Source organism: Maribacter sp. TH_r10 (assembly GCF_033101095.1).
Lineage (GTDB): Bacteria > Bacteroidota > Bacteroidia > Flavobacteriales > Flavobacteriaceae > Maribacter_A > Maribacter_A luteus.
Window position 1 is genome coordinate 175,209 of record NZ_JAWMPY010000004.1, and the last position, 26,372, is coordinate 201,580.

Genomic DNA, 26,372 nt, shown 5'->3' on the forward strand with positions numbered 1-26,372 from the left:
AGGAAGTGCATATATCCTAGAATGAATACCGATACACTTTATTTCGGTATAGCACAAAAAGGATTAAGTGCTGAAAATGTCCATTGAACATCACAGCACTTAAAATCAATTTTTGATACTTTGTAATTTAAAGGGGTTTTTTAATGGATCGGGATTTTGAAAATCCGATAAAGAAATGAAAACCGGTCTTATTTTACCGCATTGTCCAAAATCTTACCTTTACTTACTTCGCCTATAACAACCACATCTTTTGATGCCTCATACTCTTTAATGGCCATAAGCATTTGTTCCTTTGTATCTCGTCGGATTTTAACTCCGGTCTTTGATCCTCTATTTCTGATTTCTATATAAAAGCCGTCTCTTAATTCCGTCGGTTTCGTTGCGGGTCTTCCCATAATTTTAATTAAATTCTAAGTTAATGTTAGGTGCTTCCTTTTCTCCATACTTCTCTCACCGTAGCATAGTAGTCGTAAAACAAAGGCCGAACGTACAGCAAAAAATATCCAAAACATAACAATTACCAAAATAGTTATTAAGTATTCATGAACAATACCCCTATTTATCCTGATTTTAAGAAATTTATAACATAATTGACTGAAAAAAACGTAATAAACATCGATTTTTTAAGAAAAAACCAACGCCTATAAAAACAACTTTATTCTATATTTCACTCTCTTAAAAACCAATTTCATGATCATAAAGGAAAAGCTAATCTATAAAGATGCTCTGAACAATGAATTTGAAGGAGTCATTGCCTGGGATGATTCGTATACGGAACAAAAACCGGGCATTTTGGTTTCCCATATGTGGAGTGGCCAATCAGAATTTGAAGTTCAAAAAGCCGAAGCATTGGCCAAATTAGGTTATGTTGGGTTCGCCATAGACAATTATGGCAAAGGACGAAGGGCCAACGGTCCTGAAGAGGCACAAAAACTAATGGATGAACTTGACCAAAACAGGCCATTATTACTATCCCGAATGTTATTGGCGGTCAAGACATTGAAAAAACACGGGATGGTGAATGCTTCAAAAATCGGAGCTATAGGATTCTGTTTCGGTGGCAAATGTGTTTTGGATCTTGCCCGTTCAGGATCCGACATAAAAGGGGTTATAAGTTTTCATGGACTGTTGGATCCCCCAAACCCACATCCGAATAAGAAAATAAAAAGTGCGATACTCGTATTACATGGCTGGGAAGACCCTATGGCCTTACCCGATGACATGGTTAAACTCTCCCAAGAGATGAACGGACTTGCTGCCGACTGGAGTGTTCATGTTTACGGTCGTACAGGGCATGCTTTTACGAACCCCAAAGCCAAATTCCCCGAAAAAGGGTTGTTTTTTCAACCAAAATCCAATAAGCGATCGTGGCATGCAATGACCTCTTTTTTCAAAGAGATTTTTGATTGAACATACTATGGCATTGCTGCAATGAATCTTGACTTTGTAAGTTACCATCAAATTCAACAACTAAAGAAAAAAAAGATACACTATGATTAAATCGATCCTTTTGACACTTACCATTTTATTCTCTACCAGCTGTGAATCCAACGTAAAGAAAAGTAAACAAGCACATGACGCTCCCAACGCCCAAACAATAAGTAAACCAACACCTGATGATCTACAAAAATATGAAGTTGCTTATTTTGCCAGCGGCTGTTTTTGGTGCGTAGAAGCCATTTATGAAGATGTTATAGGTGTAAAAGAAGTTATTTCCGGTTATTCCGGTGGAAGCGAAAAAAACCCTACCTATGAACAAGTTGGTCGCGGACTTACCACCCATGCAGAGGCCGTAAAGGTTTATTACGACCCAAAAGTTGTCGATTTTAATACCTTGGTCGTAGTATTCTTCGGTTCCCATGACCCAACAACACTAAACCGCCAAGGACCCGACCATGGCGCCCAGTACCGTTCCATAGCTTTTTACTCCAATGAGGAAGAAAAAAAGATTATCGAAAACTATATAGAGCAATTGAAAAAAGATAAGGTATACAATTTACCAATAGTCACACAAGTTGAAAAATTCCGCAAATTCTATGACGCTGAAGATTACCATCAAGATTATGAAAAATTAAATCCGAACAACCCTTATATCATCAATATTTCCATTCCAAGATACAAAAGGTTCAAAGCAAAATATCCCGAATTGATGAAAAAAGGAGGACATTGAATTACCAGTTTTACCTGAATGAATATAAAAGTGACTTTAACGGGTCGCTTTTTTTTATTTTTGAGTTTAAGCCACTACCTTTAAGGCATCAATCATTGATTCTCCGATGGAAAACCACGAACCCAAATCACCCGACCTAAATCTGTCAGAAATGGAAACGCCCTTTTTCATTCATTCTAAAATGGATAAAAATTCTTCATAACCAAATAAAACAAAATAACAATCAGTAAAACCTGATGCTTTAAGTAATCAAAAGGTATATAAAACAGGAAAAAGGAATTTCAAAAAGCATTTAAGCAAAATTGTAATACATGAAACGCAGGGAATTTGTAGTTAAAAGTAGTTTGGCGACTGCAGCAGTGGCCACATCGTCATCGATATTCGGAAACATCAATAATTTCAGGGGTGCCAATGACACGGTAAACATTGGGATTATCGGTACTGGTGACCGAGGAACAGGACTTACGCCACTTATAAATGAATTGGACAAATTCAATGTTATCGCCTGTTGTGACACCCTGCCATTCCGTTTAGAGAACGGGCTTAGCAAAGTTGAAGGAAAAGCCCAAGGTTATAAGGATTACCGCAAGCTTTTGGACAATCCCGATATTGATGCCGTTTTGGTCTCTACCCCTTTGAATACCCACTCAAAAATCGCAATGGACGCATTGGATGCCGGCAAACATGTGTATTGTGAAAAAACAATGGCGAAAGGATACGACGGTATTGAACATCTGGCCGCGAAAGTGAAATCCTCTAACAAGATATTCCAGACGGGACATCAATACCACAGCTCAAGATTATATACCCATGTGGTCAAAATGATAAAAAAAGGAATGATCGGCAAGATCGCCGCCTTTGAATGCCAATGGAACAGAAACGGGAATTGGAGACGGGAAGTCCCCAGTCCTGAATTGGAACGCGCGATAAACTGGCGAATGTACCGTGAATTCTCAGGCGGATTGGCCGCTGAGCTTTGCTCACATCAAATCGATTTTGCAAATTGGGTAACCGAATCCACACCAGATAAAGTTGTGGGAATGGGTGGCGTTGATTATTGGAAAGATGGGCGCGAAACCTATGACAACATCCACCTGCTATACTCCTACCCCAGTGGTGTAAAAGCCACCTTTACTTGCTTAACCAGTAATGCCATGGACGGTTATCAAATTAAGGCCATAGGTGACAAAGGAACCATTGTCCTGGATTATGCCAAAGCTTGGTTTTACCCTGAAGGAAAGAAAAATAAAGAATTGGGCGAAGTAGATGGTGTTTCCGGAGCTACCGTAAAATGGGATGAAGGAAAAGGCTATGCACTCAATATTGAACATGAGGATGCTAGTAAACAGGCATTACATGATTTTAGGGATAGTATTCAAAACAATACAGATCCGGTTTCCAACATTACCACAGGGGCGAATGCCGCAATTTGTGTTCAAATGGGACTTGATGCCATGTATAACGAAGAAATCGTACATTGGAAAAAACTTCCTAGTGTTCAAGCGCTTTAATGAAAGGTTCTTATTGGATGAAGTATGGGAATAGGAAATTTATAAGATAGATTTGGGTTGATTTTGAAACGTAGCTAATGGTGATTATTCCTTTAAAACCACATCGCTATATTTTGAATTGATTTTTATTGATCGGGCACTATTCCCCTTCTTTTGATATCCTTCGTAAAAAACGGTATTATTCTCTTTTCTTGTGTTCAACTTTAGGTTTTGGGGGTACGTTAATTTAGAACGCGTACTTTTTGCCGCAATCACAAAATCGGTTTTTGGCAAATTGCACCTTAACTCGCCATTCTGTAAGGATATATCAATATCCTTGAAATCATTGGAAACCCAGTCTATCTTAATCGGACCCATTTTATTGTCGATTATCGCAGATTCCAACAACCTATGAATCGTAACATCCGAAGATGTGGTGCTCAACCTTAAGTTAAGCACCTCGTTCAAATCCACTTTTTCAGAATAGGAAGTCTGTAACAACCCATAGTTCCATCGTTCTACCTGCACTGGGGAATACGAAGTGGTTATCGTGGTCTCTTCCCCATCTATGGTCGTGGCCCATAAAGTGGAATATGACAACCTTGCATTGATGTTTTTTGTATTCTCTGCTAATTTCACGGCTCCATGGCGTACGTTCATATTGATCTTTGTTCCCTTCGGCATTTTAATTTTAATGGTCTTTTTCACCTTGAACCGTTTATTGCCCCTATCGGTGGAATAATAAAAAATATGGGGTTCATTTGCATGCAATTCCCGCTTTTCAATAATCCGTTCTCGGCGTTCTTCCATCTCTTTTGCCCGCTTTTCCATTTGTTCAGCACGTTTTTCCATGGCCTCTTCCCTAACCTCCATTCGCTTTTCGTGAGCTTCGGCCCTTTTCTCCATCATCGCTTCACGGCGTTTTGCCATGGCGGCCTGCCTTGCTTCCATCTTAACTCCCCATGCTTCCATCTTTTTCTCATATTCCTTATCAAAACCCTTTTCAAACTTCTTTTGCCATTTTTCAAGGTATTTTTCACCCTCCTTTTCATAAGCCTCATAATCAAACTCAACCTCGGGGACAGGAGGCATCGGCATATCGGATAAATCCAAATGCATTTCTGGCATCTCCGGCACTTCTGGAATTTCGGGCATCTCAAACTCAAAATCGGGAATCTCTATATTAAGATGCTCCAATCCACCAACGGAGTGTTTAAAAAACCAGGTGTTTTCAACTCCGGTTGTAATAGATACCCTTTTACTGTTACCGACAATTTCGATAGCATCTTGATCAAAGTACTCGGATGCTTCTTCTTCCGTTGCCCCATCGAGCTCAATGGTCGCCGTTATGGCAATCTGGTCCTTATTCCAAGTCTCGAATTCAATATCTACATTACTGGTATTGATATCGAGAACCGTTTCCTGATTAACATTGAATACTTCATTAATGGTCTTCTGTTTTTCTTGCCCGTAAATCCCCAGTGTTATTAGGAGAAAAATCATGGCAATCGATTTAAATTGCATTGGTTTCATACTGCTCGTTTTTTGATGATTGTAATTCGTTCAACTTCATTTTTAATTGTTGTAATAATTGTAAGCGCAACTGTAGGTTTTTTATAAGTGCGGAAATGGTCTGATCATTAGGTCCGATTTGGTTGAGCTCGGTCGTTAAGTTCTTATATTCCGAATTCAGGTCGGCCAAACGTTCCATATAACCATCCACGACCTCCTTATTGTCATCGGAAACCGCCAATTTTGCCAATTCCAGGTTAATATGGGCCACATAGTAACTTTCGACTTTTTTTAAATCGGGGGAAAGGTCTCCTAAAGAAATACCGCTCCTATTTTCTACATTCGTGTTCTTATCTACAACCGTAGTGGGAATGTTCGCATTGTTTCCTTGGATAAAAAACATAGTACCCAAACCTATTAAGACAAGAAGGGTGGCGGCAATCTTGAGAAAAAAGAAGGATGGTTTCTTATCTTTCCCGAGCTCCTTATCCAAACGATCCATAAACCGTTTCTCATGCCCCCTGTTCATAACAAAGTGCTCTTTACGTTGTTCCTCTTCGAATAACTTTCTAAGGTCTTGTGCCATTGGTCTTTTCTTTTAATAATTCTTTTAAATAGCTTTTGCCCCGTAATAATCGTGTTCTACTAGTGGTCTCGGTCAACTTTAAAACTTGTGAGATTTCTTTATGATCAAAACCTTCGATCAAGAACATCAGTACTACATATTTATATTTCTCGGGCAGTTGGCTTATTGCCGATTTCACTTGATCAATGCCGATTTCATTATCTACAGTCCAATCATCTTCTCTTGAAATCTCTAACATATTCTCATCCAACTCCACCCAACGTTGTCGTTTGGCTTTTAAAAAATCAATACTCTTATTTATGACGATCCTTTTTAACCAGGCCCCAAAAGTTACCTCTCCTTTAAATTGATGTATTTTCTGGAATGCTTTTATAAATGCCTCCTGGATAACATCCTCGGCATCGTCCGCATTTTGAACATAGCGCATGGCCACACAGAACATGCCCTCACAATATTGTTTGTAAAGTTGCATTTGGGCCTTCCGGTTATTGGCCTTGCATTTTTCTACCACATCAATATGAAACATTATGTGCTCGGTGTTGGTTTTGTTCGTTTGTTTCCCTAAGGACGATATTAATAGGTCAATGTTGCAAAAACAGTTAATTTTGCTACTTAAAATTCAATTTTCTTGAAACAAGTTACGATAAGCAACCCTTTCATCACCTTGATCGTATTGGATTATGGAGCGATTATCCAAAAATTATTGGTGAAAGATGATGAAGGCAGATATACGAATGTGGTCGTAGGATATGACTTTCCGAGTAAATATCCCTACGACACGGCTTCTTTAGGGGCATGCGTAGGAAGATATGCCGGACGTATCGCCAACGGTGGTTTCACCCTTGATTTCAAGAACTACCTTTTGCCGACCATTGATGGTATTCATTTACATGGTGGCCGACAAGGTTTCGGTAAAAAATATTGGACAATTGAAGAAGTACACCATGGAGATGAACCCTTTGTTCGGCTTTCATACTTCAGCAAACATTTAGAGGAGGGTTACCCCGGAAATTTAAAAGCCACCGTAACCTACAAAATAAAGAACAACGAGCTTTACATTATCCACGAGGCCAAGACCGACCTTTCAACAGTCGTTAACCTGACCAACCATTCTTATTTTAAACTGGACGGTGAAAACAGCATTGACCATTATTTTCTTAAACTGAATTGCCCTAAAATCGTAGAGACCCATAAAAATCTATTACCAACGGGGAAATTAATACCAGTAAAGGGTACTGAAAAAGATTTTAGTTCCGAGCGTCAAATAGGAAAAACGAGATTTGATACTCCGTTTGCCACAAATGACGAGAGCAGTTTCGCAGCTATGGTATATTCCAAAAAATCAGGAATTTCAATGGAAGTAAACACCAACCAACGTGGATTGGTCGTTTATACACCAAAGGATTTCCCTGCCATTTGTTTCGAAACCCAGAATTTTCCAGACGCCCCCAATCAACCCAATTTCCCCAGTAGTGTGCTTCGGCCCAATGAAACCTATCGAAATGCATCTGTCTTTAAGTTTGATTTAGTAACTTAGAAGGGATTTCAAAAAACATCAAGATGAAAAAATTTAAATGGATTGTACTGATCCTAATAGCATTGGTGGCCTTGGTCATTTTTGTCGGCATGCCATATATGAAAGAGCAGACCAAAAAAAATAGTCCAGAAATCACGAATTCCTATACAAAAAACGGAATGGACCTTTCTATCAATTATTCAGGACCTTTTAAAAAGGACCGTATTATTTTCGGCGAACTGGTTCCCTACGATGCAGTATGGCGTACAGGTGCCAATGAACCAACTACGTTCAGTACGGCCAAGGACATTAAGATCATTGACAAAACCCTAGCTGCAGGAACATATTCTTTTTGGACCCAACCCGGAAAGGATAGCTGGAAGGTTATCTTCAACAGTGAAATCCCCGATTGGGGTGTTACCATCCTAAGTGGCGGTAAGGAAACGACAAGAAACCCTGAAACCGATGTTGTTGTAGTCGAAGTACCTTCAGAGCAAACGACCACTGTTCAAGAACAACTCTCCATTACATTCGAGGACAGCGAACAATTATACCTTGTTCTTTCATGGGACAGAACCAGAATAGAAGTGCCCATTAATGAATAATTTAAACATGGCAATTCCAACAAGACCTTAAAAGACATCAATTTACGGGTATGAATCTATTTCCTAAGAAGATCAAGTGCTTTCATTTGACCCACCCTTTTAAAGATAAATGGGGAGAATAGGGTTTCACTAATAAAAAGCATAAATTTGCGCCATCATAAATCAACGGCATGCAACCTATCACAGATTCTTTACTTTCTATTGTTGTTCCTCTTTATAATGAAGAGGATAACGTGGTCTTATTGACCCAAAAGATCCATGAAAGTCTTGTTGGTTACCAATACCAAATCATCTACATAGACGACTTCTCTACAGACGATACCCGTAAGGTGGTCAAAAACATGAATGATGACAAGGTTCATCTAATTGAACTAAAGAAAAACTATGGCCAAAGTCTGGCCTTGGCAGCTGGGTTAGATTATGCCGAAGGGGAATATATCATAACCATGGACGGGGATTTACAGAATGACCCTAGTGATATTCCTGAAATGTTGGCATATGCCGTAAATGATGAATATGATGTAATCACCGGAATCAGGCAAAAGAGAAAAGACTCCTTGGTCAAAAAAATTCCATCAAAGATTGCCAATTTCTTGGTTCGGAGGGTTACCAAATTGGACATAAAAGATAATGGTTGCGCCCTAAAAGTATTCACAAGGGATATAGCAAAAGATTTGAACCTTTACGGGGAAATGCACCGTTTCATAACCCTACTAGCCCATTTGGAAGGCGCACAGATAAAACAAGTACCCGTAAAACACCATGCCCGAAATGCCGGGGTCTCAAAATACGGACTGGAGCGTGTTTTCAAAGTCGTGGCAGACATGATGTTACTGCTATTTATCCGAAAATATTTTCAAAGACCGATTCACTTATTCGGAATTTTCGGCTTTTTGATGATTCTTTTGGGAGTAGGGATAAACATTTACTTACTTATTGTAAAATATGGTTTTGGAGAAGATATCGGGACACGCCCGCTTTTGATTTTCGGACTAATGTTCATTTTAGCAGGCATCCAGGTCTTTACCATAGGTATTGTTATGGAACTCCTAATACGCACTTATTACGAGTCACAAAAGAAAAGACCTTACAGAATTAAAAAAGTAACGGTTGGAGACGGGATTGCGTAAAAAACTGATAACAATAGCTAAAATTGCCATAAGTGTAATTCTTATCTATTTCATCTTTACGAAGGTCGACTTTAAAGAAGTTCTTCAGATTGTAAAGAAATCGGACTTTGTTTATTTAATCGCGGCGATTCTATTTTTTATAACATCCAAGATTTTGGCATCTGTTCGTCTTAATCTGTATTTTCACGAGCTTGGCGTAAAACTCACCCAAAAAAGCAATCTTGAATTATACCTTTTGGGCATGTTCTACAACCTTTTTCTTCCTGGCGGAATAGGTGGTGACGCCTACAAGGGATACCTTATAAAAAAAGAATTCGAAGTGGGTACGAAAAAAGTCGTTTCGGTGCTGGTGCTTGACAGACTTAGTGGCTTGTTATTGTTATTTATCTACGCTTGTATTTTGGGAATACTTTTGGAGAACACTTGGCTCAACACTTACGATATTCCCATAGGGATACTAAGTGTCTTATCGATTGTAGTTTTTTGGTTCCTTAACAAACGTTTTTTCAATTTTGTCCTACCTGTTTTTTGGAAATCTTTTGGTCTATCCGCACTAGTACAATTGGCCCAATTGATCTGTGTAGTTTTTATTTTACTGGCCCTTAAAATCGATACGAACAGCATTCCTTACCTCTTCATCTTTTTAATCTCATCAATCGTATCGGTATTACCGTTGACGATAGGTGGTATCGGAAGTCGTGAAGTGACCTTCTTTTATGGGGCGACCCTTCTCGCATTAAATGAAAACACATCGATAAGTGTAAGTATGGTGTTCTTTCTGATCACCGCTTTGGTTTCACTTTTCGGAATATTCTATCACTTTAAAAAAATAAAACTGAAAACGGCAGATCAATAAATATGCACCAAATGCATTTTATTGAGTACTTTCTTTCGGGTATTGGGATTTAGGAACTTGCCCTGCAACCTCGTTATTCGAAATTGTTTTTCGGTCAATTGCCTATCCCAATCGAAACCGGAATCCTTCAGTATATCCAATTCCTTGTCGCTGGCATACACCCAAATATCCTTGCGATATTTTAAATCACCTACCGATGCAATTTTTACCGGTTCTTGGTTGTAAAAATCCAACGCCCATGTATGTGCTTGGGAAATCTTATAAATATTATCCGTGTCTATATTATTCTTCTCAATGGTCTTAGCCATGGTTGATCCTGCTTGGTATTCCAACAACGAAGGATAAAAATGCATATTCAATACCCCATTTAACAGAACGGAACTTATCGCTCCTATCGTAATTATCTTATAAAAATAAAACTCATGCTTTAGGCAATAATAAATGATGAAAACACCTATGGCCGATTGCCAGATATAGCTATAACACGACTCGGTCTTGAACACATAAAAATAGATCAAAATAGCGGCGATGAATACTACTCCGAGAATAAAATACTGAAAGCCCAACAATATCTTTTTCAGCTTTTTCTTCTTATCGGTATACAAACCGAATAAATACCCAGCGGAAAGCACAGCGAACAATGGTATGGTAATATTCAGGTAATGCGGTAATTTAAACTGCGCAAAACTGATTATGATGAAAATCAATGTAATTCCTCCCAAAGTCAAAAATTCCTGACCAGCCACGTACTTGAATTTCGATTTCACCATAGATTTGGCCTTTTGCCAATAGGCCACCAAACCAATGATGGTCCAAGGTAGAAACACCCAAAGGAAGGTATGGAAAAAGAAAAAATAATCACTACTGTTCTTACCTACACCTTCCCCACTCAAACGTTCAAAGCTCTGTTCCCAGAATATAAAGAAGAGACCACTCCTATTGCCTTTACCCCTTATGATTTTTTCTGGATGCAAATCAAATTGGTGATAATACGCATACAACATGGGGGTTATGAAAAGGGCAAAAACCAATAGTCCTATAATTACCCTCCAATTAAGGAACATTTTCCATTTTCGAGTGTAACCCAAATGACAGAGTATAGGTAGGCCAATGACCAAAAGTGCGATTTGTCCTTTGGTTGAAAATGCGATTGCAGCCCCAAAAGCACCCAAAACCATATGTTTTAGGGAATTTTTTTCAATATAGGCCGCCAAATGCCAAATGGCGAAAACCGCAAAACCGGTCAACACGGCATCGGTACGAACATCAATAGCTCCCAATACGATTGTCTGACTGGTCATAAAAATCAAGGCTGCTATCTTCCCTACCCTATTATCGTAAAGCAACCGGCCTAAGCCAAAACAGCTATATGCCCCTAATAAGGTCGCCAATATTCCAGGTATTCTATAGGCCCAATCATGTAAACCGAAAATCTTAAAGGATAGAGCCGCCAACCAATAATGCATATGCGGCTTGTCCAAATATTCTTCCGGACCTTTGAAAAGGCTCAAAAAATCATTCTCCTGGACCATACGCATGGCCATAACAGCGAACTGTGCCGAATCGTTTTCAAAAAGGGTTACGAACATTCCGGCAACATATACCAGAACTATAAGAATCAACAAAAACCAATATCTGGTATTTGAAATCATAATTGAAATTTATGAAGTGCAAAGATATACAACTTTGTAAATAACCAACTCATACCTAAACCTATAACGATGCCCGTGAACACATCCAACGGAAAATGTACTCCAATATATATTCGGCTATATGCCACCATCAATGCCCAAAGGAATAAAAAGATTCCTATGAACCTGAATTTCGATTTTAATAAAAAAGTAAAGAGATAGGCCACCGCGAATGAGTTGGCAGCATGGGCAGAAAAATACCCGAACTTGCCACCACAGGAATCCTTGACCAAACGCATAAGGCTACTAACCTCTGGATCATAACAAGGCCTAAGCCGTTGAACCCCATATTTAAAGAAATTCGCCAATTGATCACTGACCAATATCAAAATGGCAACGGTGGCCAATACAACGAACATCTTTCTTAATCCTAATTGGCGGTATGCTAAAATGAGCAGTACGAGGTAAATAGGAATTGAACTCAATTTATTGGTTATGAACATCCAAAACCCGTCCCAAGTCGGGGTTCCCAAGCCATTGAGAAAAAGAAACACTTCCTTATCCAGCTGTATAAGTTCGTCGAGCATAGGAATTATTCTTGGTAGCGGGACACTTCACGGTCATAAAAAGCAGTAGCTGCTTCGATAAGGCTTTCTGCCTCGTATTCCAGGTCTTTCTCATCTTCCTTGACAAAATCCTCAAACCATTCCACTTCATCATCCTCAAGATTGATAATGAACCTAGGATATTCAGTATGTATTACGAATATGGCGTTGGGAAGATCGGTATTATCACCTAAAATGAATTTTGGTAGTTCCATGTATTTATGTATTAATCTGTAATCAATTTTTTGGTTAGATAATTAAATCGAAGATACAACATAATCGCCGATGCGCTCAAACCTGTTAGCAACCCAATCCAAATACCCGTACTCCCGAGGTCTGTATATAATCCATAATAAAACGAAATTGGGAAACCAATGACCCAATACGCTATAAATGTGATCAATGTGGGTACTTTCACGTCTTGCAAACCACGGAGGGCTCCTAATACCACAACCTGTATTCCGTCAGAAATCTGAAAGAAAGCAGCTACCAATAACAATTGGGCCGCGAGGAAAATCACCTCGGTATTGTCTGCCATATTCTGGGCATCATCGACATCGAGGTAAATGGTCGGAAACCAATGCCTACCCCATAAGAACAAAGCGGCGAATACAACTTCCACAATTAGGGTCAATAAAAAAATGGATTGGGCAATTCGTCGTAATTCCTTAAAACTCCGCAAGCCTTTTTGGTTACCTACACGAATCATTGCTGCAACCCCAAGTCCCATACCGAACATAAAGGTCATACTACTTAAGTTCAACGCTATTTGATTTGCGGCCTGCGCATTTTTCCCCAATACTCCGCTCAACCAAACTGCAGCCGTGAAAATGGCCACTTCAAATAACATTTGTAATGCAGAAGGGAATCCTAAACTTATGATTTTTTGAATCACCTTTTTTTCAATCTCTCGGAAATTGAACCCTGTTACATAATCATGGAATTTCTTTTTCCCCTTCAATAAAAACCAGATATACAAAACCATTATACACCGGGAAACCAATGTGCCTATCGCCGCCCCGATAATACCCATTTTAGGAAACCCGAAAGAGCCGAAAATCAATAAATAATTCAAGGTAATATTCACCACATTGGCAATTATAGTGGCGTACATCGGATACTTTGTTTGTGAAAGACCTTCTGAAAATTGTTTAAAAGCTTGGAAAATGATCAAAGGGACCAAAGAAAAGGCTACCAGATCAAGATAAGGCATGGCCAATTCAACCACCTCTGGTGGCTGCTTCATTAAATACATCAATGGCTTTAGCAACAGTATGATTCCGAAAAGCAACAACCCCAACACCGTACATAAAACCAAACCATGCTTTAAAGCACTCTTCGCATCTGATTTATTTCCTCCCCCGTCGGCTTCTGCGACCAAAGGCGTTATCGCCGTGGAAAAACCAATACCGAAAGACATGGCTATGAAAACAAAACTGTTTCCCAGTGAAACAGCTGCAAGTTCAGCCGTTCCTAACTGTCCGACCATAATATTATCAGCGAATGCTACAAAGGTATGCCCCAGCATACCCAGTATAACCGGCACCGATAATCTAATATTATATTTAAATTCTTTGGTGTATTGTTTGAACAAAATATTCATTTGAACTTTCAAAGATAGTTGGTTCCATTAAATTATTATCAAAATAATTAGATGACCTTATTTCTACCCGTTCCAATCAAAGGGAAAGAACAATTAACTTATAAATGACTGAAAATCATACACTTTACCCTACAATTTACACATATTCCTACTTTTTTAAATCAGTTACACCCTACTTTTAAGGATACCTAATTTATTTATTAACCCTAAAAAAGTACTTATGTTGAACAATGTATCACACATCGTTGGTACCAAAGAGAGCTCCGAAATTTTATACGACACTAATTTTGGGTATATCTTTGAATACCTTTCCAATTGCAACGACCATCTGCTACCAGAAGGTTGTAAAACCATTGAACATTTGAAAAAACTTGGTGAAATGATGGCCGATATGGGGAGTCCATCAGACCCACAAGTTAATCTTGATTCCACAATCCCAGCGGTATACACCTATCTAGGTCAATTTATCGATCATGATATTACCGCAAGAACAGACCGCGATTCTGAATTTCAAAACCTCGATGAACCGGAAAAAATAAAGCCGTTACACCCTCGGGAAGTAGTAGCGAATCTGAAAAACGGAAGGAGGCCCCAACTTGATCTGGATAGCCTTTTCGGTGAAGGTCCAAGTTTTAATTCAAAATATTCAGCCCAAGCTGACAAACTGTTCAACAATACCAGCCTCAATTTATTTATAGAGGACTCCCCTTCGGGATATCTTGATTTAAGAAGGAATAACAAAAAAGCACTCATCGCCGACGCCAGAAATGACGAAAACCTCATTGTGAGTCAATTGCATGGTGTATTCATTAAACTATTCAATAAGATCAATACAGCGATTGAACCTGGCTTAAGTAACCATGAAGCTTATTGTAGAGCAAGACAATTGACACGATGGGCCTATCAATATGTAGTTGTGAATGACTATCTCTTACAAGTTTGTGATTCGGCAGTAGTTAGCGATGTAACATCCAATGGACCTTTCTTTTTCAATACCCATATCCCCTTCATGCCTTTGGAATTTTCTGTAGCAGGATTTAGGTTCGGACATTCCATGATTCGTCCTTTTTATCAAATCAACGATACCACATCCAAGAAAATCATGGAAATTCTAGGCCCCGGCATGAATGGCCTTGTAGATGGAACTGGAAAATTAAAGCCTGAAAATGTAGTGAAATGGTCTAATTTTTCAAGCTTCAACAATGCTACACCAACTAATCTTGCAAGAAAGATAGATCCATTTATTGCGAAGGGACTTTTTGACCTAAGTGTACTTGGTGAAGGTGTACCAATGCCCCCCAATGTACTTGCGAGCCTTACACAAAGAAACCTGTTAAGAGGTTATATGTTGAGCATCCCGGTGGGACAAGCTGTTGCAGAAGCTATGCGGATTACGCCCTTAACACATCAGGAACTGGTAGAGGGACTCAATGAGGAACAAGAATGTGTGCTTTATGATTCAGGATTCACTGCTAGAACACCCTTGTGGTATTATGTATTACAAGAAAGTAAAGTACAGCAAGATGGAAATCGATTAGGATATGTTGGCAGTAAACTTGTAGCCGAAACACTCTACGGATTGGTCAAAGGTGATTTCAACAGTTATCTAAACAATCATGATGATAACGCAGTTACCCCAGAAGGTATTTTATTACCGGACAGACCGGATCCAATAAAGACCATTTCAGATATTTTTTCCTATGCTGAAGTAGCTATATGATTTAATTCAAATGAAGAGAACGTTCCCCTCTTTTCATTGACAAGGAGTCTACAACTATTTTCTATCAATGCCTTTTGCCTCTTCCCAATAAACATCCATTTCACCAAGGGTCATTTCTTTTAAAGACTTACCTGCTTCTTTAGCTTTGGACTCCAAGTATTGAAAACGACCAATGAATTTCTTATTGGTACGCTCCAAGGCATTCTCTGGGTTAATATTGAGAAAACGGGCATAATTGATCATCGAGAACAATACATCGCCAAATTCAGCCTCCATTTTATCGGGATTTCCTGATTTCACTTCCTCCTGCAATTCAGAAAGTTCCTCTTGTACTTTTTCGAAGACTTGTTCGGGTTTCTCCCAGTCAAAACCTACGCCAGCGACCTTATCCTGAACACGATTGGCCTTCACTAAAGCCGGCAAACCTTTGGGCACACCTTCCAGAACGCTTTTTTTGCCTTCCTTTAGTTTAATGTTTTCCCAATTACGTTTTACTTCCTCCTCATCCTTTACCGTAATATCACCATAAATATGGGGATGTCTGTTTATCAATTTTTCACAGATACTATTACAAACATCAGCGATATCAAAGTCATTGGTCTCCGATCCTATTTTAGAATAAAAAACAATATGGAGCAAAACATCGCCCAATTCTTTTTTAACCTCTACCAAATCATCCTCTAGAATAGCATCTCCCAATTCATAGGTCTCTTCAATGGTAAGATGCCTCAATGTTTGCATAGTCTGCTTTTTATCCCATGGACATTGCTCACGAAGTTCATCCATTATGGTCAATAAACGATCGAATGCCTTTAATTGAAGTGCTCTAGAATTCATTGATTTGCTTTTGGCAAAAGTACGAATACAATTAGTTTATTACTTAGGGCTTAAGCACACATTTTTTAACTAACTTATATGCTGTAAATCCATTATAAATCAAAACAATGAAACTTCAACCTTTTCATCCAATACTCTTAGCTATTTTCACTACCGTGGCATCTGGGCAATCACCATCGACCAATGAGTTGGGAATTTTTGATGGCCACAATGATATCGGCAATGTGCACCATGCCGGATGGGCAAGTTATAGTGAATCAGATAATACCTATACGATTTCGGGTAGTGGAACCAATATGTGGTTCAATACGGATGAATTTCACTTTGTTTGGAAAAAAATGTCTGGAAACGTATCGCTCTCCTCCCTCATTGAAATGATGGATGAAGGGGTAGACCCCCACCGTAAGGCCTGTTTAATAATACGTCAAGACCTTGACCCTAACTCCGCTTACATTGATGTTGCCGTTCATGGTGACGGACTTACCTCAATGCAGTTCAGGGAAACCAAGGACGGGATGACCCATGAAATAAAATGCAATGCACTTGCACCCGATATGATCCAGTTAAAAAAAGTCGGGGACTATTTTACCATGTACACTGGTTCTTCCGAAAATGAAATGGAAATATCCGGAGGTTCATTGCGGCTGCAGATCACATCCCCTTTTTATGTAGGCCTAGGGGTTTGTTCCCACAACAATGAAGTTCTTGAAACCATAAAATTCAAGAACGTTGTGATCAAGGAAAACTTAAAGGCAATCGATACGGTCACGAAGGTTGAAAGCAGCTTGGAAATCCTCGATATTGCTTCCTTGAACCGAAGTGAAATATACCATACCAAAAGCCATATCGAAGCCCCCAATTGGACACCGGATGGGAAAAGATTGATTTATAATAGTGACGGACTTCTATACAAAATCAATATTGAAGGAGGTACACCGCAAATGATCCCAACTGGATTTGCCAAAAGGATCAATAATGACCATGGTATATCCCCGGACGGTACGCAAATGGTCATCAGTGACCAAACGGAAACCGGAAACTCAATGATCTATTCCTTTCCTATTGAAGGAGGAAAACCCAAGAAAATCACTCCTCTAGCCCCTTCATACTGGCATGGATGGTCTCCCGATGGGAAAATTTTGGCCTATTGTGCCGAACGCAACGGCAATTATGATATTTATACCATTCCCTTCAAAGGAGGAAAAGAAACACGCCTGACTGATGCCGAAGGACTCGATGATGGCCCGGATTATTCCCCTGATGGCCAGTATATCTATTTCAATTCCACACGAACGGGTACCATGCAAATCTGGCGAATGAAAACCGATGGATCCAATCAGGAGCAAATTACAACGGACGATTACAACGATTGGTTTGCCCACCCTTCTCCCGATGGTAAATGGATAGCTTATGTCACGTTCAATACCGATGTGCCGGCAGGTGCACACCCTCCCAATAAAGATGTTATGCTCCGATTGATGAACTTAAAAACCAAGGAAGTAATTATCTTGGCGAAGTTGTTCGGAGGTCAGGGAACCATAAACGTACCTTCTTGGTCACCCGATAGCCAAAAATTGGCATTTGTGAGTTACCATCCTGTTAAATAAAAAACGATGAAAACCTTTAAAATCTTTTCTTCCCGTATGCTGTACGGATTACTTTTTCTTTTGTTTGGGTGCTTTTCCGCCACTTCCCAAGAAAATTCGATTATAGCCAATGACGCGAAACCTGTTTTAATCGCATCTGCTTATGAATTCACCGAAGGTCCAGCTGCCGACAAGGAAGGCAATGTGTTTTTTACCGACCAACCCAACGACCAAATCATTAAATGGTCTGCAAGTGATAACACCTTGGAAGTTTTCTTAAAACCCTCAGGACGTTCAAACGGACTCTATTTTGACCATGAGGGTAATCTTATCGCCTGTGCCGATGAAAAGAACGAACTATGGCACATTGACGAACAAAAGAATATAACCGTCTTGGTCAATGGTTTCGACAATAAAAAAATGAATGGCCCCAATGACCTATGGATCGACCCCAAAGGTGGAATCTACCTCACGGATCCATTTTATAAAAGACCATGGTGGACACATGAGGAACCGGAACAAGCAGCCAGTAGGGTTTATTATCTAACCCCGGACAGAAAGGACCTTAGTATCGTTGCCGATGGTTTTGTTCGCCCTAATGGCATTATCGGGAGCCCTGATGGCAAAACCCTCTATATTGCGGACATCGGAGACGATAAGACCTATTCCTATACGATTAATGAGAACAGTAGTCTAACCGATAAAAAACTTATTACCGCCATGGGTTCCGATGGAATGACATTGGACGACAAAGGAAATGTATATCTCACAGGCGATGGCGTTACCGTTTTCAATACAAAAGGCGATAAGATCCTCCATATCCCCATTGACCAAAAATGGACAGCGAACGTAACCTTCGGTGGCAAAGAACATAATAAGCTCTTTATTACAGCCATGAATTCGGTTTATATTCTGGATATGAATGTAAAGGGAGCCTATTGAAAAAGTTGCTTATTTTACAGCTTCGTCCAGAAGATGAAACCGCCGATAGTGAGTTTAATGCCATTTTGCAGGTGGGTGGATTGAGTCCCAATGATGTAGAGCGTATTCGCTTGGAAAAAGCCATTCCAGTAATTGACTTGAACGATTATACAGGAATCATTGTAGGGGGCAGTCCGTTTGACATTAGCACTGCCAACAACCAAAAGGGCATCCTCCAGAAAAACATAGAAGCGTTCTTCAACACCTTATTCGATGATGTTGTTGACAGGGATTTTCCTTTTCTTGGGGCATGTTCCGGCAATGGCCTTTTGGGTAATTATTGTGGAGCCGCCATTTCAACTACCTTTTCAGAACCAATAGGCAGCGTTGAGGTAAGGATTACGGAAGAAGGGAAGGAAGACCCCCTCCTCAAAAACCTTCCTGAGACTTTTTCCGCCCTGGTAGGCCATAAAGAAGCATGTGAGGACACACCTCCAGGAGCAATACTTTTGGCTACCTCAGCAACCTGTCCTGTTCAAATGTTCAGGGTAAAACAGCATATCTACGCAACCCAATTCCATCCCGAGGCCGATGCCAACGAATTTATATTACGTATAAATATCTACAAAAACCATGGTTATTTCCCTGCAAAAGAAGCTAATAATCTGATCACCCGTATTAAAAAGACCGATACGCCGATACCCAAGATTATTTTAAAACGCTTTGTTGAGAGGTATAAGTAGTATTAATTACCAAACGGAAGAGTTAAACCAACAAGATGAGTTAAAAAGTTCAATAGTTTTTGCCCTTTTCATATATAATCGTAATATTGCAATGAACTTATAAAATAAAAAAATGGGACTAACGAAAACTGAAATGTTCACTGACCTTCAGAATGAAATCGCATTGTTTTCCAAAGCTTTTGGACACCCTGCAAGAGTAGCGATTTTACAACATTTGTTTAAAATCGAAGGCTGTATCTGTGGGGATTTGGTAGAAGAGATAGGACTGGCCCAACCTACCATTTCACAACATTTGAAAGAATTGAAACTTTTAGGATTAATCAAGGGTAATGTAGAGGGAACAAGTATCTGCTATTGTATCGATGAAGAAAATTGGACCAATATGAAGAAAGTAATGTTACAATTCTTAGACCAGGATATCGCCAACAAAAAATGTTGCTGATATTTTTTTATTAATCAATCGATTTATCGCAATAACATATTATACATGGAAAAAGAACAAGAATTGAAAAATATCGTTAGGGAACGATATGCAAAAATCGCAGAACAAGGTAAAGCTGAAAATGCATCTTCATGCTGCGGGGCCACTACTCCATCAAATAAGGTATACAATATTATGATGGACGATTATTCAGAAACCAATGGTTATGCCGAAGAAGCCGATTTGGGACTAGGTTGCGGACTTCCCACACAATTCGCAAAAATCAAAAAAGGGGATACCGTTATCGACTTAGGTTCAGGAGCTGGAAATGATTGTTTTGTAGCTAGACATGAAACGGGAGCGGAAGGAAAGGTAATCGGAATAGACTTTACTCCGATCATGATCGAAAAAGCAAGAATCAATGCTGAAAAATTGGGATATAACAATGTAGAGTTCAGAACGGGTGATATTGATGATATGCCCGTAAGCGACAATATTGCCGATGTGATTGTTAGTAACTGTGTATTGAACCTTGTTCCCAATAAGAAAAAAGTAATTTCCGAAATGTACAGGGTTTTAAAACCCGGTGGGCATTTTAGTGTTTCCGACATAGTTTTGGTCGGCGAACTTCCAGATGCCCTTCGCGAGGATGCCGAAATGTATGCCGGTTGCGTTGCAGGTGCGATTCAGAAAAAAGAATACCTACAAATAATGATCGATCAAGGTTTTCAAAACTTAACGATCCAAAAAGAAAAACCTATAGTAATTCCCGAAGATATCTTGGGCAAATATCTTTCCCCAGAAGAGGTGAAAACCTTTAATAAAGGTGAAACCGGTATTTTCAGTATTACGGTCTATGCTGAAAAACATGGGACTCCACAAGAAAAAGAAAAAATAAACCTTTCTGAAATTCAAGCAAAACAATCATGCAACCCAAATAGCGGTTGCTGTTAATGGTAAAACAGAATAAAAAATGACAACCACACATTCCGTATTCGAAAAGATAGCGATAATTGTTTCAACGCTCGACATCGACACAATTTCCATCGAACGAAAAGAAACCCTACAACCCTTGATCGATTTTATTCAATCAAAGGCCAACGATAACCAGTCAATACGCATAAACTTTATCTGCACACACAATTCGCGCAGAAGCCATTTATCGCAAATTTGGGCACAAACCCTAGCATATCATTTTGGTATATCCAATGTACAATGCTATTCCGGAGGCACAGAGGCTACGGCCCTTTTTCCTATGGTAGCTGAAACATTACGCAATTCAGGTTTTGAAATTGAGCAACTTTCCCAAGAGGCAAATCCGGTCTATAGTATTAAATATGCCGCTAACGAACACCCCGTCATCGGATTTTCAAAAAAATTGGATAGTGAATTCAATCCGAAATCTGGGTTTGCAGCAATCATGACCTGCTCACAAGCTGATGGGGGCTGCCCTTTTATCGCTGGTGCGGAAAAGCGAATCCCCATAACCTTTGAAGACCCGAAGGCTTTCGACAATACCCCACAGCAGGCCGAAGAATATACTGAAAGAAGCCTTCAAATCGCCACCGAATTATTTTATGTTTTCTCCCAAATCAATTGTTAAAAATGGCACATAATAAAAAATTGAGCTTTCTCGACAGTTATTTAACCCTTTGGATTTTTATCGCCATGGCCGTAGGAGTTGGTATTGGTTACTTTGTTCCTACATTTCCCGATATTATAAATTCTTTCAGTAGTGGAACCACGAATATCCCCATTGCCATCGGTTTGATACTAATGATGTACCCTCCTTTGGCGAAGGTGAATTATTCTCTTTTGCCAAAAGTTTTTAGAAATACCAAGATCTTGTCCATCTCACTAGTATTAAATTGGATTATCGGGCCGGTTTTAATGTTCATTTTAGCAATTACCTTTTTACGGGATTATCCGGAATATATGGTAGGACTTATTTTAATTGGTCTGGCCCGATGTATTGCCATGGTCCTTGTTTGGAACGATCTTGCAGAAGGCAGTAGCGAGTATGGCGCAGGATTGGTAGCCTTGAACAGTATTTTCCAAGTATTCGGTTACAGTTTTTATGCCTGGATCTTCATTACCGTTCTTCCTCCCTATTTTGGGTTCGAAGGGGCCATCGTTGATATTTCTATCGGAACTATTGCAGAAAGCGTAGCGATATATTTGGGCATACCTTTTTTATTGGGTATTCTAAGTAGATTACTATTGGTTAAGCTCAAAGGTGAGGAATGGTATACGAAAAAATTCATTCCAACTATTTCCCCTTTGACATTGATCGCCCTATTATTCACAATTGTGGTCATGTTCTCTCTTAAAGGTGAATTAATCGTCCAAATCCCTATGGATGTACTTATTATAGCCATACCGCTTCTTGTCTATTTTAGCCTTATGTTCATTATTGGCTTTTTCTTTACTAAGGCAATGGGAGCGGAATATGACAAAACAGCCTCTGTTGCTTTCACTGCAGCGGGCAATAATTTTGAATTGGCCATTGCCGTGGCCATTGCGGTCTTTGGCCTAAACTCTGGACAAGCTTTTGCAGGGGTCATTGGGCCTTTGGTTGAGGTTCCTGCCTTAATCCTATTGGTTAGGGTATCATTCTGGTTACGCAATAAATATTACCTGAAAGCGACAGGATAGATTTAAATGAAAAGAGCTCTTACTTAAAAAAACACAGGCTTCTAGGCCCGTGTTTTTTCGGTTCATCCCAAAACCATATTTTTGTGCCTTCACCAAATCACAAGGCGGTCACCATTAGAAAAAAGAATTAAGTTTACACCCAATCCCAAATTGATTACCGAGAAAGAAAACATGACCAAACCGAATAAAAGAATAAAACAAGCCCGGACCTTAAGAATATTTCGAAAAATTCACCGTATCACGGGTGCCACATTGTTCATTTTTTTCTTTTTTATATCGGTAACCGGATTCCTTCTAGGTTGGAAAAAACACAGTAATGGCATGTTGATCCCCGACACTTATAAGGGCACTTCTACCAATTTGAAAGAATGGTTACCTATTGATAGTTTACATACAAAAGCCGTACTGGTACTTCGAGATTCAGTATCAACCAATATATCTACAGAAATAGACAGAATTGACATAAGAAAGGAAAAAGGGAGTGTTAAGTTCGTTTTTACCGACCATTTTTGGGGTGTTCAGCTCGATGGTGCTACCGGAGATGTTCTGCATGTAGACAAAAGATATAGCGATTTTATCGAGAACATTCACGATGGCTCTATTCTGGATAAGTATTTTAATACCTCGGGCGGATTGATAAAAGTTATTTACACCTCAATAATGGGTATTGCCCTTCTTCTTTTTACGATTACCGGATTTTGGCTCTGGTATGGGCCCAAAAGAATGAGAAGAAGTAAATCACGTGTGTAAAACAACTCAATAACATACATTTTCATTCAAGGTCGATATCAACCCTATAAAAAAAGGCAGCCTTATATAGACTGCCTATATTAAAACCCTTTAATTACGTTTTAACTTAATTCCTGTTGTACTAGATAATAAAAAGCAGGTCTACTTTTCATCCTGATTCCGGACATTTTTTCGGCTACTTTATGAATGGCCGCCATGGCTTTTTCCTTGTCGGTTATACCAAGTTTCTTTTGCACGAAATTCCTTCGAACTGTTTCCAATTCAGAAGCATCTTTGCCAGAAACCAATGTAGCGTCCTTGTTGTTGATCATTGTTCGCAAACGATTCACTAAGGTTTCCAATAGTTCTTGGTCAATATCAGTAACTCCACATTCTTTCAACTGACTCTCTGCAGTGTCTTTAAGCTTAGCAAGTTTTTCCGCTAAATCACTCATGATAATTGAATTTTAGATTAAAATTAATTGTGTTTTGAATAGTACTAGAAAGTTAAAGCTTTCTAGATCAATAAAATAGAATGAAGCGGGGATTTTTTTCTTAACCATAGAAAATATAAGGCCAATTTCAAAATACTCCCTCATAAGAGGTATTACAATTAGAATCAGTTTAAAATCACAAACGGCATTTACATTAATTCCCCTCTTGATTTTGGGATATTTTCGATAAATTGGATTGCTCCGTATCTAATTTTTAAAAGAATAGACCTATCTTTAGGAATCAAATTACCGGAATGAGATTTTTGATATCTTCAATTTTTATTTTCATTGCCTTTTTAGGGAATTCCCAAGATTCCGCTCCTTTTGAAAATGAAGTGGCACTTATTCAAAAAAAATACGACACCCTGTGGAATCCCAGTAACGAAACGGTATTATTTACGGGCAGTTCCAGCATTAGAATCTGGAAAGATCTACAAGACCGGTTTCCTGAACATCAAATAGTCAACACAGGATTTGGAGGGTCACAAGCCAAAGATCTATTGGCATATTCCGACGAATTGATCACTAGGTTCAATCCTTACAAAATACTCATTTATGAAGGTGACAATGATATTGCCTCAGGAACAAAAATAAGGGCGATAATGAAAACGATGACCCAGATAATAAACAAAATCAAGGTCAACAATCCCAAGACCCAAATTATTATTATTTCAACCAAGCCCAGCCTATCCAGATGGTTCTTAAAACGCAATTACAAACGTTTGAATCGAAAATTCAAAAAGTTATGCAAAAAAGATGATCAATTACGTTATGCGGATATCTGGAACCCCATGTTAAACAGTAAAAAATTAATCCCTGACTTATTTATCGAAGACGGATTACATATGAACCCTAAAGGATATGAAATTTGGTATTCCACATTAAAACCATTTGTAGACCAATAAGTTAATATTAGATTTAGAAATAGCATTATGATAAGATCCATTGTAACGAGAGTCTTGACCGTATTATTTATCAGTGCAATCATTACGGCTTGCCAGAAAGAACAAAAAAAACAAATTGATTTTCCACCTACCGATTTGTCAAAAGAAAACCTCATTCCAAAGCCACTGAAGATAATTGCGACGAACAAAGCCTTTGGTTTAGATCGCCATACAGCTATCTACACCAACCAAAAGGATGAAGGTTTTTTTGAAATTGGACAGTTTTTGGCCGACAAGATCAAAGCTAAAATAGATTTGGATGTTCCGGTGAATGAGGCAGGAACCAATCCTATTGAGCGCATCATTTACATAAACCGATCAGATAGCCTTGAACTTAACGCACCCGAATCTTACGAGCTTTATATTAATCCGGATTCGGTTATCATAAACTCAAATACCGCAGAAGGTGCTTTTAGGGGAATCCAAACATTACGGCAGATTATTCCCGAGCAAAGCAATGACACCCTGGCAGAGCAGAGAATTTGGCCAATACCTTCTGGAAAAATCGTTGACAACCCAACTTTTGGGTTTAGAGGGGCAATGCTCGATGTGGCCAGGCACTTCTTCAGTGTTGACGACGTAAAAAAATACATAGACCTTTTGGCTTACTATAAAATCAATATCCTGCATTTACATTTGACCGATGACCAAGGGTGGCGAATCGAAATAAAATCTTGGCCGAAATTGACCGAAATCGGTGGAAGCACGGAAGTCGGTGGTGAAGCCGGTGGTTTTTATACCCAAGAAGATTATAAAGAAATCGTTGCCTATGCATCCAAACATCATATGACCATTATACCTGAAGTAGATATGCCCGGGCATACCAATGCCGCATCGGTCTCTTATCCATTTTTAAACGGAAATGGTAAAACCCCTAAACTTTATGAAGGTACACGAGTAGGTTTTAGCACTTTTGACACGAGAAAGGATACGGTGTATGCTTTTATCGATGATGTTGTTCGTGAGATTTCCGAAATAACTCCTGGCCCCTATTTTCATATCGGTGGTGATGAAAGCCACGTCACCAAAAAAAACGACTATATCCATTTTGTTGAAAAAGTAGAGAAAATTGTACAGAAGCACGGAAAAAAAATGATCGGCTGGGATGAAATCGCTTCTGCCGAAGTTGACTCCAGTTCCATATCACAATATTGGTCTAGTGGAGACAATGCCCAAAAGGCGGTTAAAAGAGGCATGAAGATCATTCTCTCTCCTGCTAAAAGGGCCTATTTGGACATGCAATATGACACCCTTTCAAAACATGGGCTGCACTGGGCAGCGTATATCCCTGTCGATTCCGCTTATGTTTGGACACCCGAGGAATACGAGGGTATACCCATGGAGAACATTCTCGGTGTTGAGGCTCCTTTATGGTCAGAAACCATCAGTAATATGGGTGAATTGGAATATCTGGCATTCCCGCGCGTTATTGGTTATTCCGAACTCAGCTGGACATCCAAGGAAAATCGCAATTGGGAAAACTACAAGCTACGCTTGGCCAACCAAGCCCCCTATCTGGACCGTATGGATGTCAAATATTATGCATCTCCATTGATCGATTGGAAAAAGAGCAAATACAGTTATAAAGAAATAAAGAAAGACTAAGTACCCAAGGACT

General features: G+C 39.3%; 28 protein-coding genes. 18 read left to right on the forward strand and 10 right to left on the reverse strand.

All coding sequences use genetic code 11. The features are described 5' to 3' along the window. Positions 1–188: 188 nt before the first annotated feature. On the reverse strand, positions 189–395 hold the full coding sequence (locus R3X28_RS11990; RefSeq protein ID WP_154366291.1) for a hypothetical protein: 207 nt from the start codon (positions 393–395) through the stop codon (positions 189–191). A gap of 295 nt (positions 396–690) precedes the next feature. Between R3X28_RS11990 and R3X28_RS11995 the strand changes: the two genes are divergently transcribed. The 3 genes from R3X28_RS11995 (at position 691) to R3X28_RS12005 (ending at position 3,681) form a co-directional block, all read left to right on the forward strand. Continuing rightward, the gene (locus tag R3X28_RS11995; protein ID WP_317664538.1) at positions 691–1,410 is read left to right on the forward strand and encodes a dienelactone hydrolase family protein; all 720 of its coding nucleotides are present in this window, start codon (positions 691–693) and stop codon (positions 1,408–1,410) included. Positions 1,411–1,492: 82 nt separating this feature from the next. After that, positions 1,493–2,170 carry a peptide-methionine (S)-S-oxide reductase MsrA gene (gene msrA / locus R3X28_RS12000; protein WP_317664540.1) on the forward strand — a complete coding sequence of 226 codons (678 nt, stop codon included), beginning with the start codon at positions 1,493–1,495 and terminating at the stop codon, positions 2,168–2,170. Between the two features lie 311 nt (positions 2,171–2,481). Then, a complete protein-coding gene (locus R3X28_RS12005) occupies positions 2,482–3,681 on the forward strand; it encodes a Gfo/Idh/MocA family oxidoreductase (RefSeq protein WP_317664542.1) in 1,200 nt (399 codons plus the stop codon). 84 nt (positions 3,682–3,765) lie between these two features. Here the strand turns inward: R3X28_RS12005 and R3X28_RS12010 are convergent, their stop codons facing one another. From R3X28_RS12010 to R3X28_RS12020, 3 genes are read right to left on the reverse strand one after another with little or no spacing between them, the layout of a single operon-like run. Beyond that, on the reverse strand, positions 3,766–5,193 hold the full coding sequence (locus R3X28_RS12010; RefSeq protein WP_317664544.1) for a DUF4097 family beta strand repeat-containing protein: 1,428 nt from the start codon (positions 5,191–5,193) through the stop codon (positions 3,766–3,768). Continuing rightward, positions 5,174–5,758, reverse strand: coding sequence for a hypothetical protein (locus R3X28_RS12015; RefSeq protein ID WP_317664546.1), 585 nt, complete (start codon positions 5,756–5,758; stop codon positions 5,174–5,176). Before R3X28_RS12015 ends, R3X28_RS12010 begins: the two co-directional genes overlap by 20 nt. Continuing rightward, complete coding sequence (locus tag R3X28_RS12020) at positions 5,742–6,284, reverse strand: RNA polymerase sigma factor (protein ID WP_154366278.1); 543 nt, start codon at positions 6,282–6,284, stop codon at positions 5,742–5,744. Before R3X28_RS12020 ends, R3X28_RS12015 begins: the two co-directional genes overlap by 17 nt. 102 nt (positions 6,285–6,386) lie before the next feature. Here R3X28_RS12020 and R3X28_RS12025 point away from each other — a divergent pair, with 102 nt between their 5' ends. The 4 genes from R3X28_RS12025 (at position 6,387) to R3X28_RS12040 (ending at position 9,865) form a co-directional block, all read left to right on the forward strand. After that, a complete protein-coding gene (locus tag R3X28_RS12025; protein WP_282054274.1) occupies positions 6,387–7,295 on the forward strand; it encodes an aldose epimerase family protein in 909 nt (302 codons plus the stop codon). Between the two features lie 23 nt (positions 7,296–7,318). Further along, positions 7,319–7,879, forward strand: coding sequence for a DUF2911 domain-containing protein (locus tag R3X28_RS12030; protein ID WP_317664553.1), 561 nt, complete (start codon positions 7,319–7,321; stop codon positions 7,877–7,879). Positions 7,880–8,049: 170 nt separating this feature from the next. Beyond that, positions 8,050–9,009: a glycosyltransferase family 2 protein gene (locus R3X28_RS12035; protein WP_154366273.1), complete on the forward strand. Its 960-nt coding sequence runs from the start codon at positions 8,050–8,052 to the stop codon at positions 9,007–9,009. Continuing rightward, positions 8,990–9,865 (forward strand): lysylphosphatidylglycerol synthase transmembrane domain-containing protein, encoded by an 876-nt coding sequence (locus tag R3X28_RS12040; protein WP_317664556.1) that lies wholly within the window; start codon positions 8,990–8,992, stop codon positions 9,863–9,865. The genes R3X28_RS12035 and R3X28_RS12040 overlap by 20 nt, the downstream gene beginning before the upstream one ends. Here the strand turns inward: R3X28_RS12040 and R3X28_RS12045 are convergent. The 4 genes from R3X28_RS12045 to R3X28_RS12060 are packed head-to-tail and all read right to left on the reverse strand — an operon-like array spanning position 9,859 to position 13,704. Then, the gene (locus R3X28_RS12045) at positions 9,859–11,517 is read right to left on the reverse strand and encodes an ArnT family glycosyltransferase (RefSeq protein ID WP_154366269.1); all 1,659 of its coding nucleotides are present in this window, start codon (positions 11,515–11,517) and stop codon (positions 9,859–9,861) included. The genes R3X28_RS12040 and R3X28_RS12045 overlap by 7 nt on opposite strands. Beyond that, positions 11,514–12,083, reverse strand: a complete 570-nt coding sequence (locus tag R3X28_RS12050; RefSeq protein WP_317664558.1) for a phosphatase PAP2 family protein — start codon at positions 12,081–12,083, stop codon at positions 11,514–11,516. The genes R3X28_RS12045 and R3X28_RS12050 overlap by 4 nt, the downstream gene beginning before the upstream one ends. Positions 12,084–12,088: 5 nt before the next feature. After that, positions 12,089–12,316 carry a hypothetical protein gene (locus R3X28_RS12055; RefSeq protein WP_154366265.1) on the reverse strand — a complete coding sequence of 76 codons (228 nt, stop codon included), beginning with the start codon at positions 12,314–12,316 and terminating at the stop codon, positions 12,089–12,091. A gap of 11 nt (positions 12,317–12,327) precedes the next feature. Next, positions 12,328–13,704, reverse strand: coding sequence for an MATE family efflux transporter (locus R3X28_RS12060; protein WP_317664559.1), 1,377 nt, complete (start codon positions 13,702–13,704; stop codon positions 12,328–12,330). A 220-nt stretch (positions 13,705–13,924) separates the two neighbouring features. Between R3X28_RS12060 and R3X28_RS12065 the strand changes: the two genes are divergently transcribed. Beyond that, positions 13,925–15,424: a heme peroxidase family protein gene (locus tag R3X28_RS12065; protein ID WP_317664561.1), complete on the forward strand. Its 1,500-nt coding sequence runs from the start codon at positions 13,925–13,927 to the stop codon at positions 15,422–15,424. A gap of 54 nt (positions 15,425–15,478) precedes the next feature. Here R3X28_RS12065 and mazG read toward each other — a convergent pair whose 3' ends face one another. Next, the gene (gene mazG, locus R3X28_RS12070; RefSeq protein ID WP_317664563.1) at positions 15,479–16,261 is read right to left on the reverse strand and encodes a nucleoside triphosphate pyrophosphohydrolase; all 783 of its coding nucleotides are present in this window, start codon (positions 16,259–16,261) and stop codon (positions 15,479–15,481) included. A gap of 107 nt (positions 16,262–16,368) precedes the next feature. Between mazG and R3X28_RS12075 the strand changes: the two genes are divergently transcribed. From R3X28_RS12075 to R3X28_RS12110, 8 genes are all read left to right on the forward strand, one after another. Beyond that, positions 16,369–17,868, forward strand: a complete 1,500-nt coding sequence (locus tag R3X28_RS12075) for a TolB family protein (protein ID WP_317664564.1) — start codon at positions 16,369–16,371, stop codon at positions 17,866–17,868. Positions 17,869–17,874: 6 nt separating this feature from the next. Further along, the gene (locus R3X28_RS12080) at positions 17,875–18,789 is read left to right on the forward strand and encodes an SMP-30/gluconolactonase/LRE family protein (RefSeq protein WP_317664566.1); all 915 of its coding nucleotides are present in this window, start codon (positions 17,875–17,877) and stop codon (positions 18,787–18,789) included. Then, a complete protein-coding gene (locus R3X28_RS12085) occupies positions 18,786–19,511 on the forward strand; it encodes a glutamine amidotransferase (protein ID WP_317664568.1) in 726 nt (241 codons plus the stop codon). The genes R3X28_RS12080 and R3X28_RS12085 overlap by 4 nt, the downstream gene beginning before the upstream one ends. 112 nt (positions 19,512–19,623) lie before the next feature. Then, complete coding sequence (locus tag R3X28_RS12090; RefSeq protein WP_154366255.1) at positions 19,624–19,953, forward strand: ArsR/SmtB family transcription factor; 330 nt, start codon at positions 19,624–19,626, stop codon at positions 19,951–19,953. 45 nt (positions 19,954–19,998) lie between these two features. Beyond that, on the forward strand, positions 19,999–20,886 hold the full coding sequence (locus R3X28_RS12095; protein ID WP_154366253.1) for an arsenite methyltransferase: 888 nt from the start codon (positions 19,999–20,001) through the stop codon (positions 20,884–20,886). 19 nt (positions 20,887–20,905) lie between these two features. Then, positions 20,906–21,535, forward strand: a complete 630-nt coding sequence (locus R3X28_RS12100; RefSeq protein WP_154366251.1) for a low molecular weight phosphatase family protein — start codon at positions 20,906–20,908, stop codon at positions 21,533–21,535. 2 nt (positions 21,536–21,537) lie between these two features. After that, positions 21,538–22,587 carry an ACR3 family arsenite efflux transporter gene (arsB, locus tag R3X28_RS12105; RefSeq protein WP_317664569.1) on the forward strand — a complete coding sequence of 350 codons (1,050 nt, stop codon included), beginning with the start codon at positions 21,538–21,540 and terminating at the stop codon, positions 22,585–22,587. 171 nt (positions 22,588–22,758) lie between these two features. Next, positions 22,759–23,337 carry a PepSY-associated TM helix domain-containing protein gene (locus R3X28_RS12110; protein WP_317664571.1) on the forward strand — a complete coding sequence of 193 codons (579 nt, stop codon included), beginning with the start codon at positions 22,759–22,761 and terminating at the stop codon, positions 23,335–23,337. 101 nt (positions 23,338–23,438) lie between these two features. Here R3X28_RS12110 and R3X28_RS12115 read toward each other — a convergent pair whose 3' ends face one another. Next, on the reverse strand, positions 23,439–23,771 hold the full coding sequence (locus tag R3X28_RS12115) for a DUF2853 family protein (RefSeq protein ID WP_282054289.1): 333 nt from the start codon (positions 23,769–23,771) through the stop codon (positions 23,439–23,441). 293 nt (positions 23,772–24,064) lie between these two features. Here R3X28_RS12115 and R3X28_RS12120 point away from each other — a divergent pair, with 293 nt between their 5' ends. After that, positions 24,065–24,715 carry a GDSL-type esterase/lipase family protein gene (locus R3X28_RS12120; protein ID WP_317664574.1) on the forward strand — a complete coding sequence of 217 codons (651 nt, stop codon included), beginning with the start codon at positions 24,065–24,067 and terminating at the stop codon, positions 24,713–24,715. Between the two features lie 27 nt (positions 24,716–24,742). Next, on the forward strand, positions 24,743–26,359 hold the full coding sequence (locus R3X28_RS12125; RefSeq protein WP_317664576.1) for a family 20 glycosylhydrolase: 1,617 nt from the start codon (positions 24,743–24,745) through the stop codon (positions 26,357–26,359). Positions 26,360–26,372: the final 13 nt, after the last annotated feature.

Bases quoted from the DNA above. Each gene is read 5' to 3' on its own strand.
- R3X28_RS11990 (WP_154366291.1), bottom strand. From the start codon at position 395: ATGGGAAGACCCGCAACGAAACCGACGGAATTAAGAGACGGCTTTTAT.
- R3X28_RS11995 (WP_317664538.1), top strand. From the start codon at position 691: ATGATCATAAAGGAAAAGCTAATCTATAAAGATGCTCTGAACAATGAA.
- msrA (WP_317664540.1), top strand. From the start codon at position 1,493: ATGATTAAATCGATCCTTTTGACACTTACCATTTTATTCTCTACCAGC.
- R3X28_RS12005 (WP_317664542.1), top strand. From the start codon at position 2,482: ATGAAACGCAGGGAATTTGTAGTTAAAAGTAGTTTGGCGACTGCAGCA.
- R3X28_RS12010 (WP_317664544.1), bottom strand. From the start codon at position 5,193: ATGAAACCAATGCAATTTAAATCGATTGCCATGATTTTTCTCCTAATA.
- R3X28_RS12015 (WP_317664546.1), bottom strand. From the start codon at position 5,758: ATGGCACAAGACCTTAGAAAGTTATTCGAAGAGGAACAACGTAAAGAG.
- R3X28_RS12020 (WP_154366278.1), bottom strand. From the start codon at position 6,284: ATGTTTCATATTGATGTGGTAGAAAAATGCAAGGCCAATAACCGGAAG.
- R3X28_RS12030 (WP_317664553.1), top strand. From the start codon at position 7,319: ATGAAAAAATTTAAATGGATTGTACTGATCCTAATAGCATTGGTGGCC.
- R3X28_RS12035 (WP_154366273.1), top strand. From the start codon at position 8,050: ATGCAACCTATCACAGATTCTTTACTTTCTATTGTTGTTCCTCTTTAT.
- R3X28_RS12045 (WP_154366269.1), bottom strand. From the start codon at position 11,517: ATGATTTCAAATACCAGATATTGGTTTTTGTTGATTCTTATAGTTCTG.
- R3X28_RS12050 (WP_317664558.1), bottom strand. From the start codon at position 12,083: ATGCTCGACGAACTTATACAGCTGGATAAGGAAGTGTTTCTTTTTCTC.
- R3X28_RS12055 (WP_154366265.1), bottom strand. From the start codon at position 12,316: ATGGAACTACCAAAATTCATTTTAGGTGATAATACCGATCTTCCCAAC.
- R3X28_RS12060 (WP_317664559.1), bottom strand. From the start codon at position 13,704: ATGAATATTTTGTTCAAACAATACACCAAAGAATTTAAATATAATATT.
- R3X28_RS12065 (WP_317664561.1), top strand. From the start codon at position 13,925: ATGTTGAACAATGTATCACACATCGTTGGTACCAAAGAGAGCTCCGAA.
- mazG (WP_317664563.1), bottom strand. From the start codon at position 16,261: ATGAATTCTAGAGCACTTCAATTAAAGGCATTCGATCGTTTATTGACC.
- R3X28_RS12075 (WP_317664564.1), top strand. From the start codon at position 16,369: ATGAAACTTCAACCTTTTCATCCAATACTCTTAGCTATTTTCACTACC.
- R3X28_RS12080 (WP_317664566.1), top strand. From the start codon at position 17,875: ATGAAAACCTTTAAAATCTTTTCTTCCCGTATGCTGTACGGATTACTT.
- R3X28_RS12090 (WP_154366255.1), top strand. From the start codon at position 19,624: ATGGGACTAACGAAAACTGAAATGTTCACTGACCTTCAGAATGAAATC.
- R3X28_RS12095 (WP_154366253.1), top strand. From the start codon at position 19,999: ATGGAAAAAGAACAAGAATTGAAAAATATCGTTAGGGAACGATATGCA.
- R3X28_RS12100 (WP_154366251.1), top strand. From the start codon at position 20,906: ATGACAACCACACATTCCGTATTCGAAAAGATAGCGATAATTGTTTCA.
- arsB (WP_317664569.1), top strand. From the start codon at position 21,538: ATGGCACATAATAAAAAATTGAGCTTTCTCGACAGTTATTTAACCCTT.
- R3X28_RS12110 (WP_317664571.1), top strand. From the start codon at position 22,759: ATGACCAAACCGAATAAAAGAATAAAACAAGCCCGGACCTTAAGAATA.
- R3X28_RS12115 (WP_282054289.1), bottom strand. From the start codon at position 23,771: ATGAGTGATTTAGCGGAAAAACTTGCTAAGCTTAAAGACACTGCAGAG.
- R3X28_RS12120 (WP_317664574.1), top strand. From the start codon at position 24,065: ATGAGATTTTTGATATCTTCAATTTTTATTTTCATTGCCTTTTTAGGG.
- R3X28_RS12125 (WP_317664576.1), top strand. From the start codon at position 24,743: ATGATAAGATCCATTGTAACGAGAGTCTTGACCGTATTATTTATCAGT.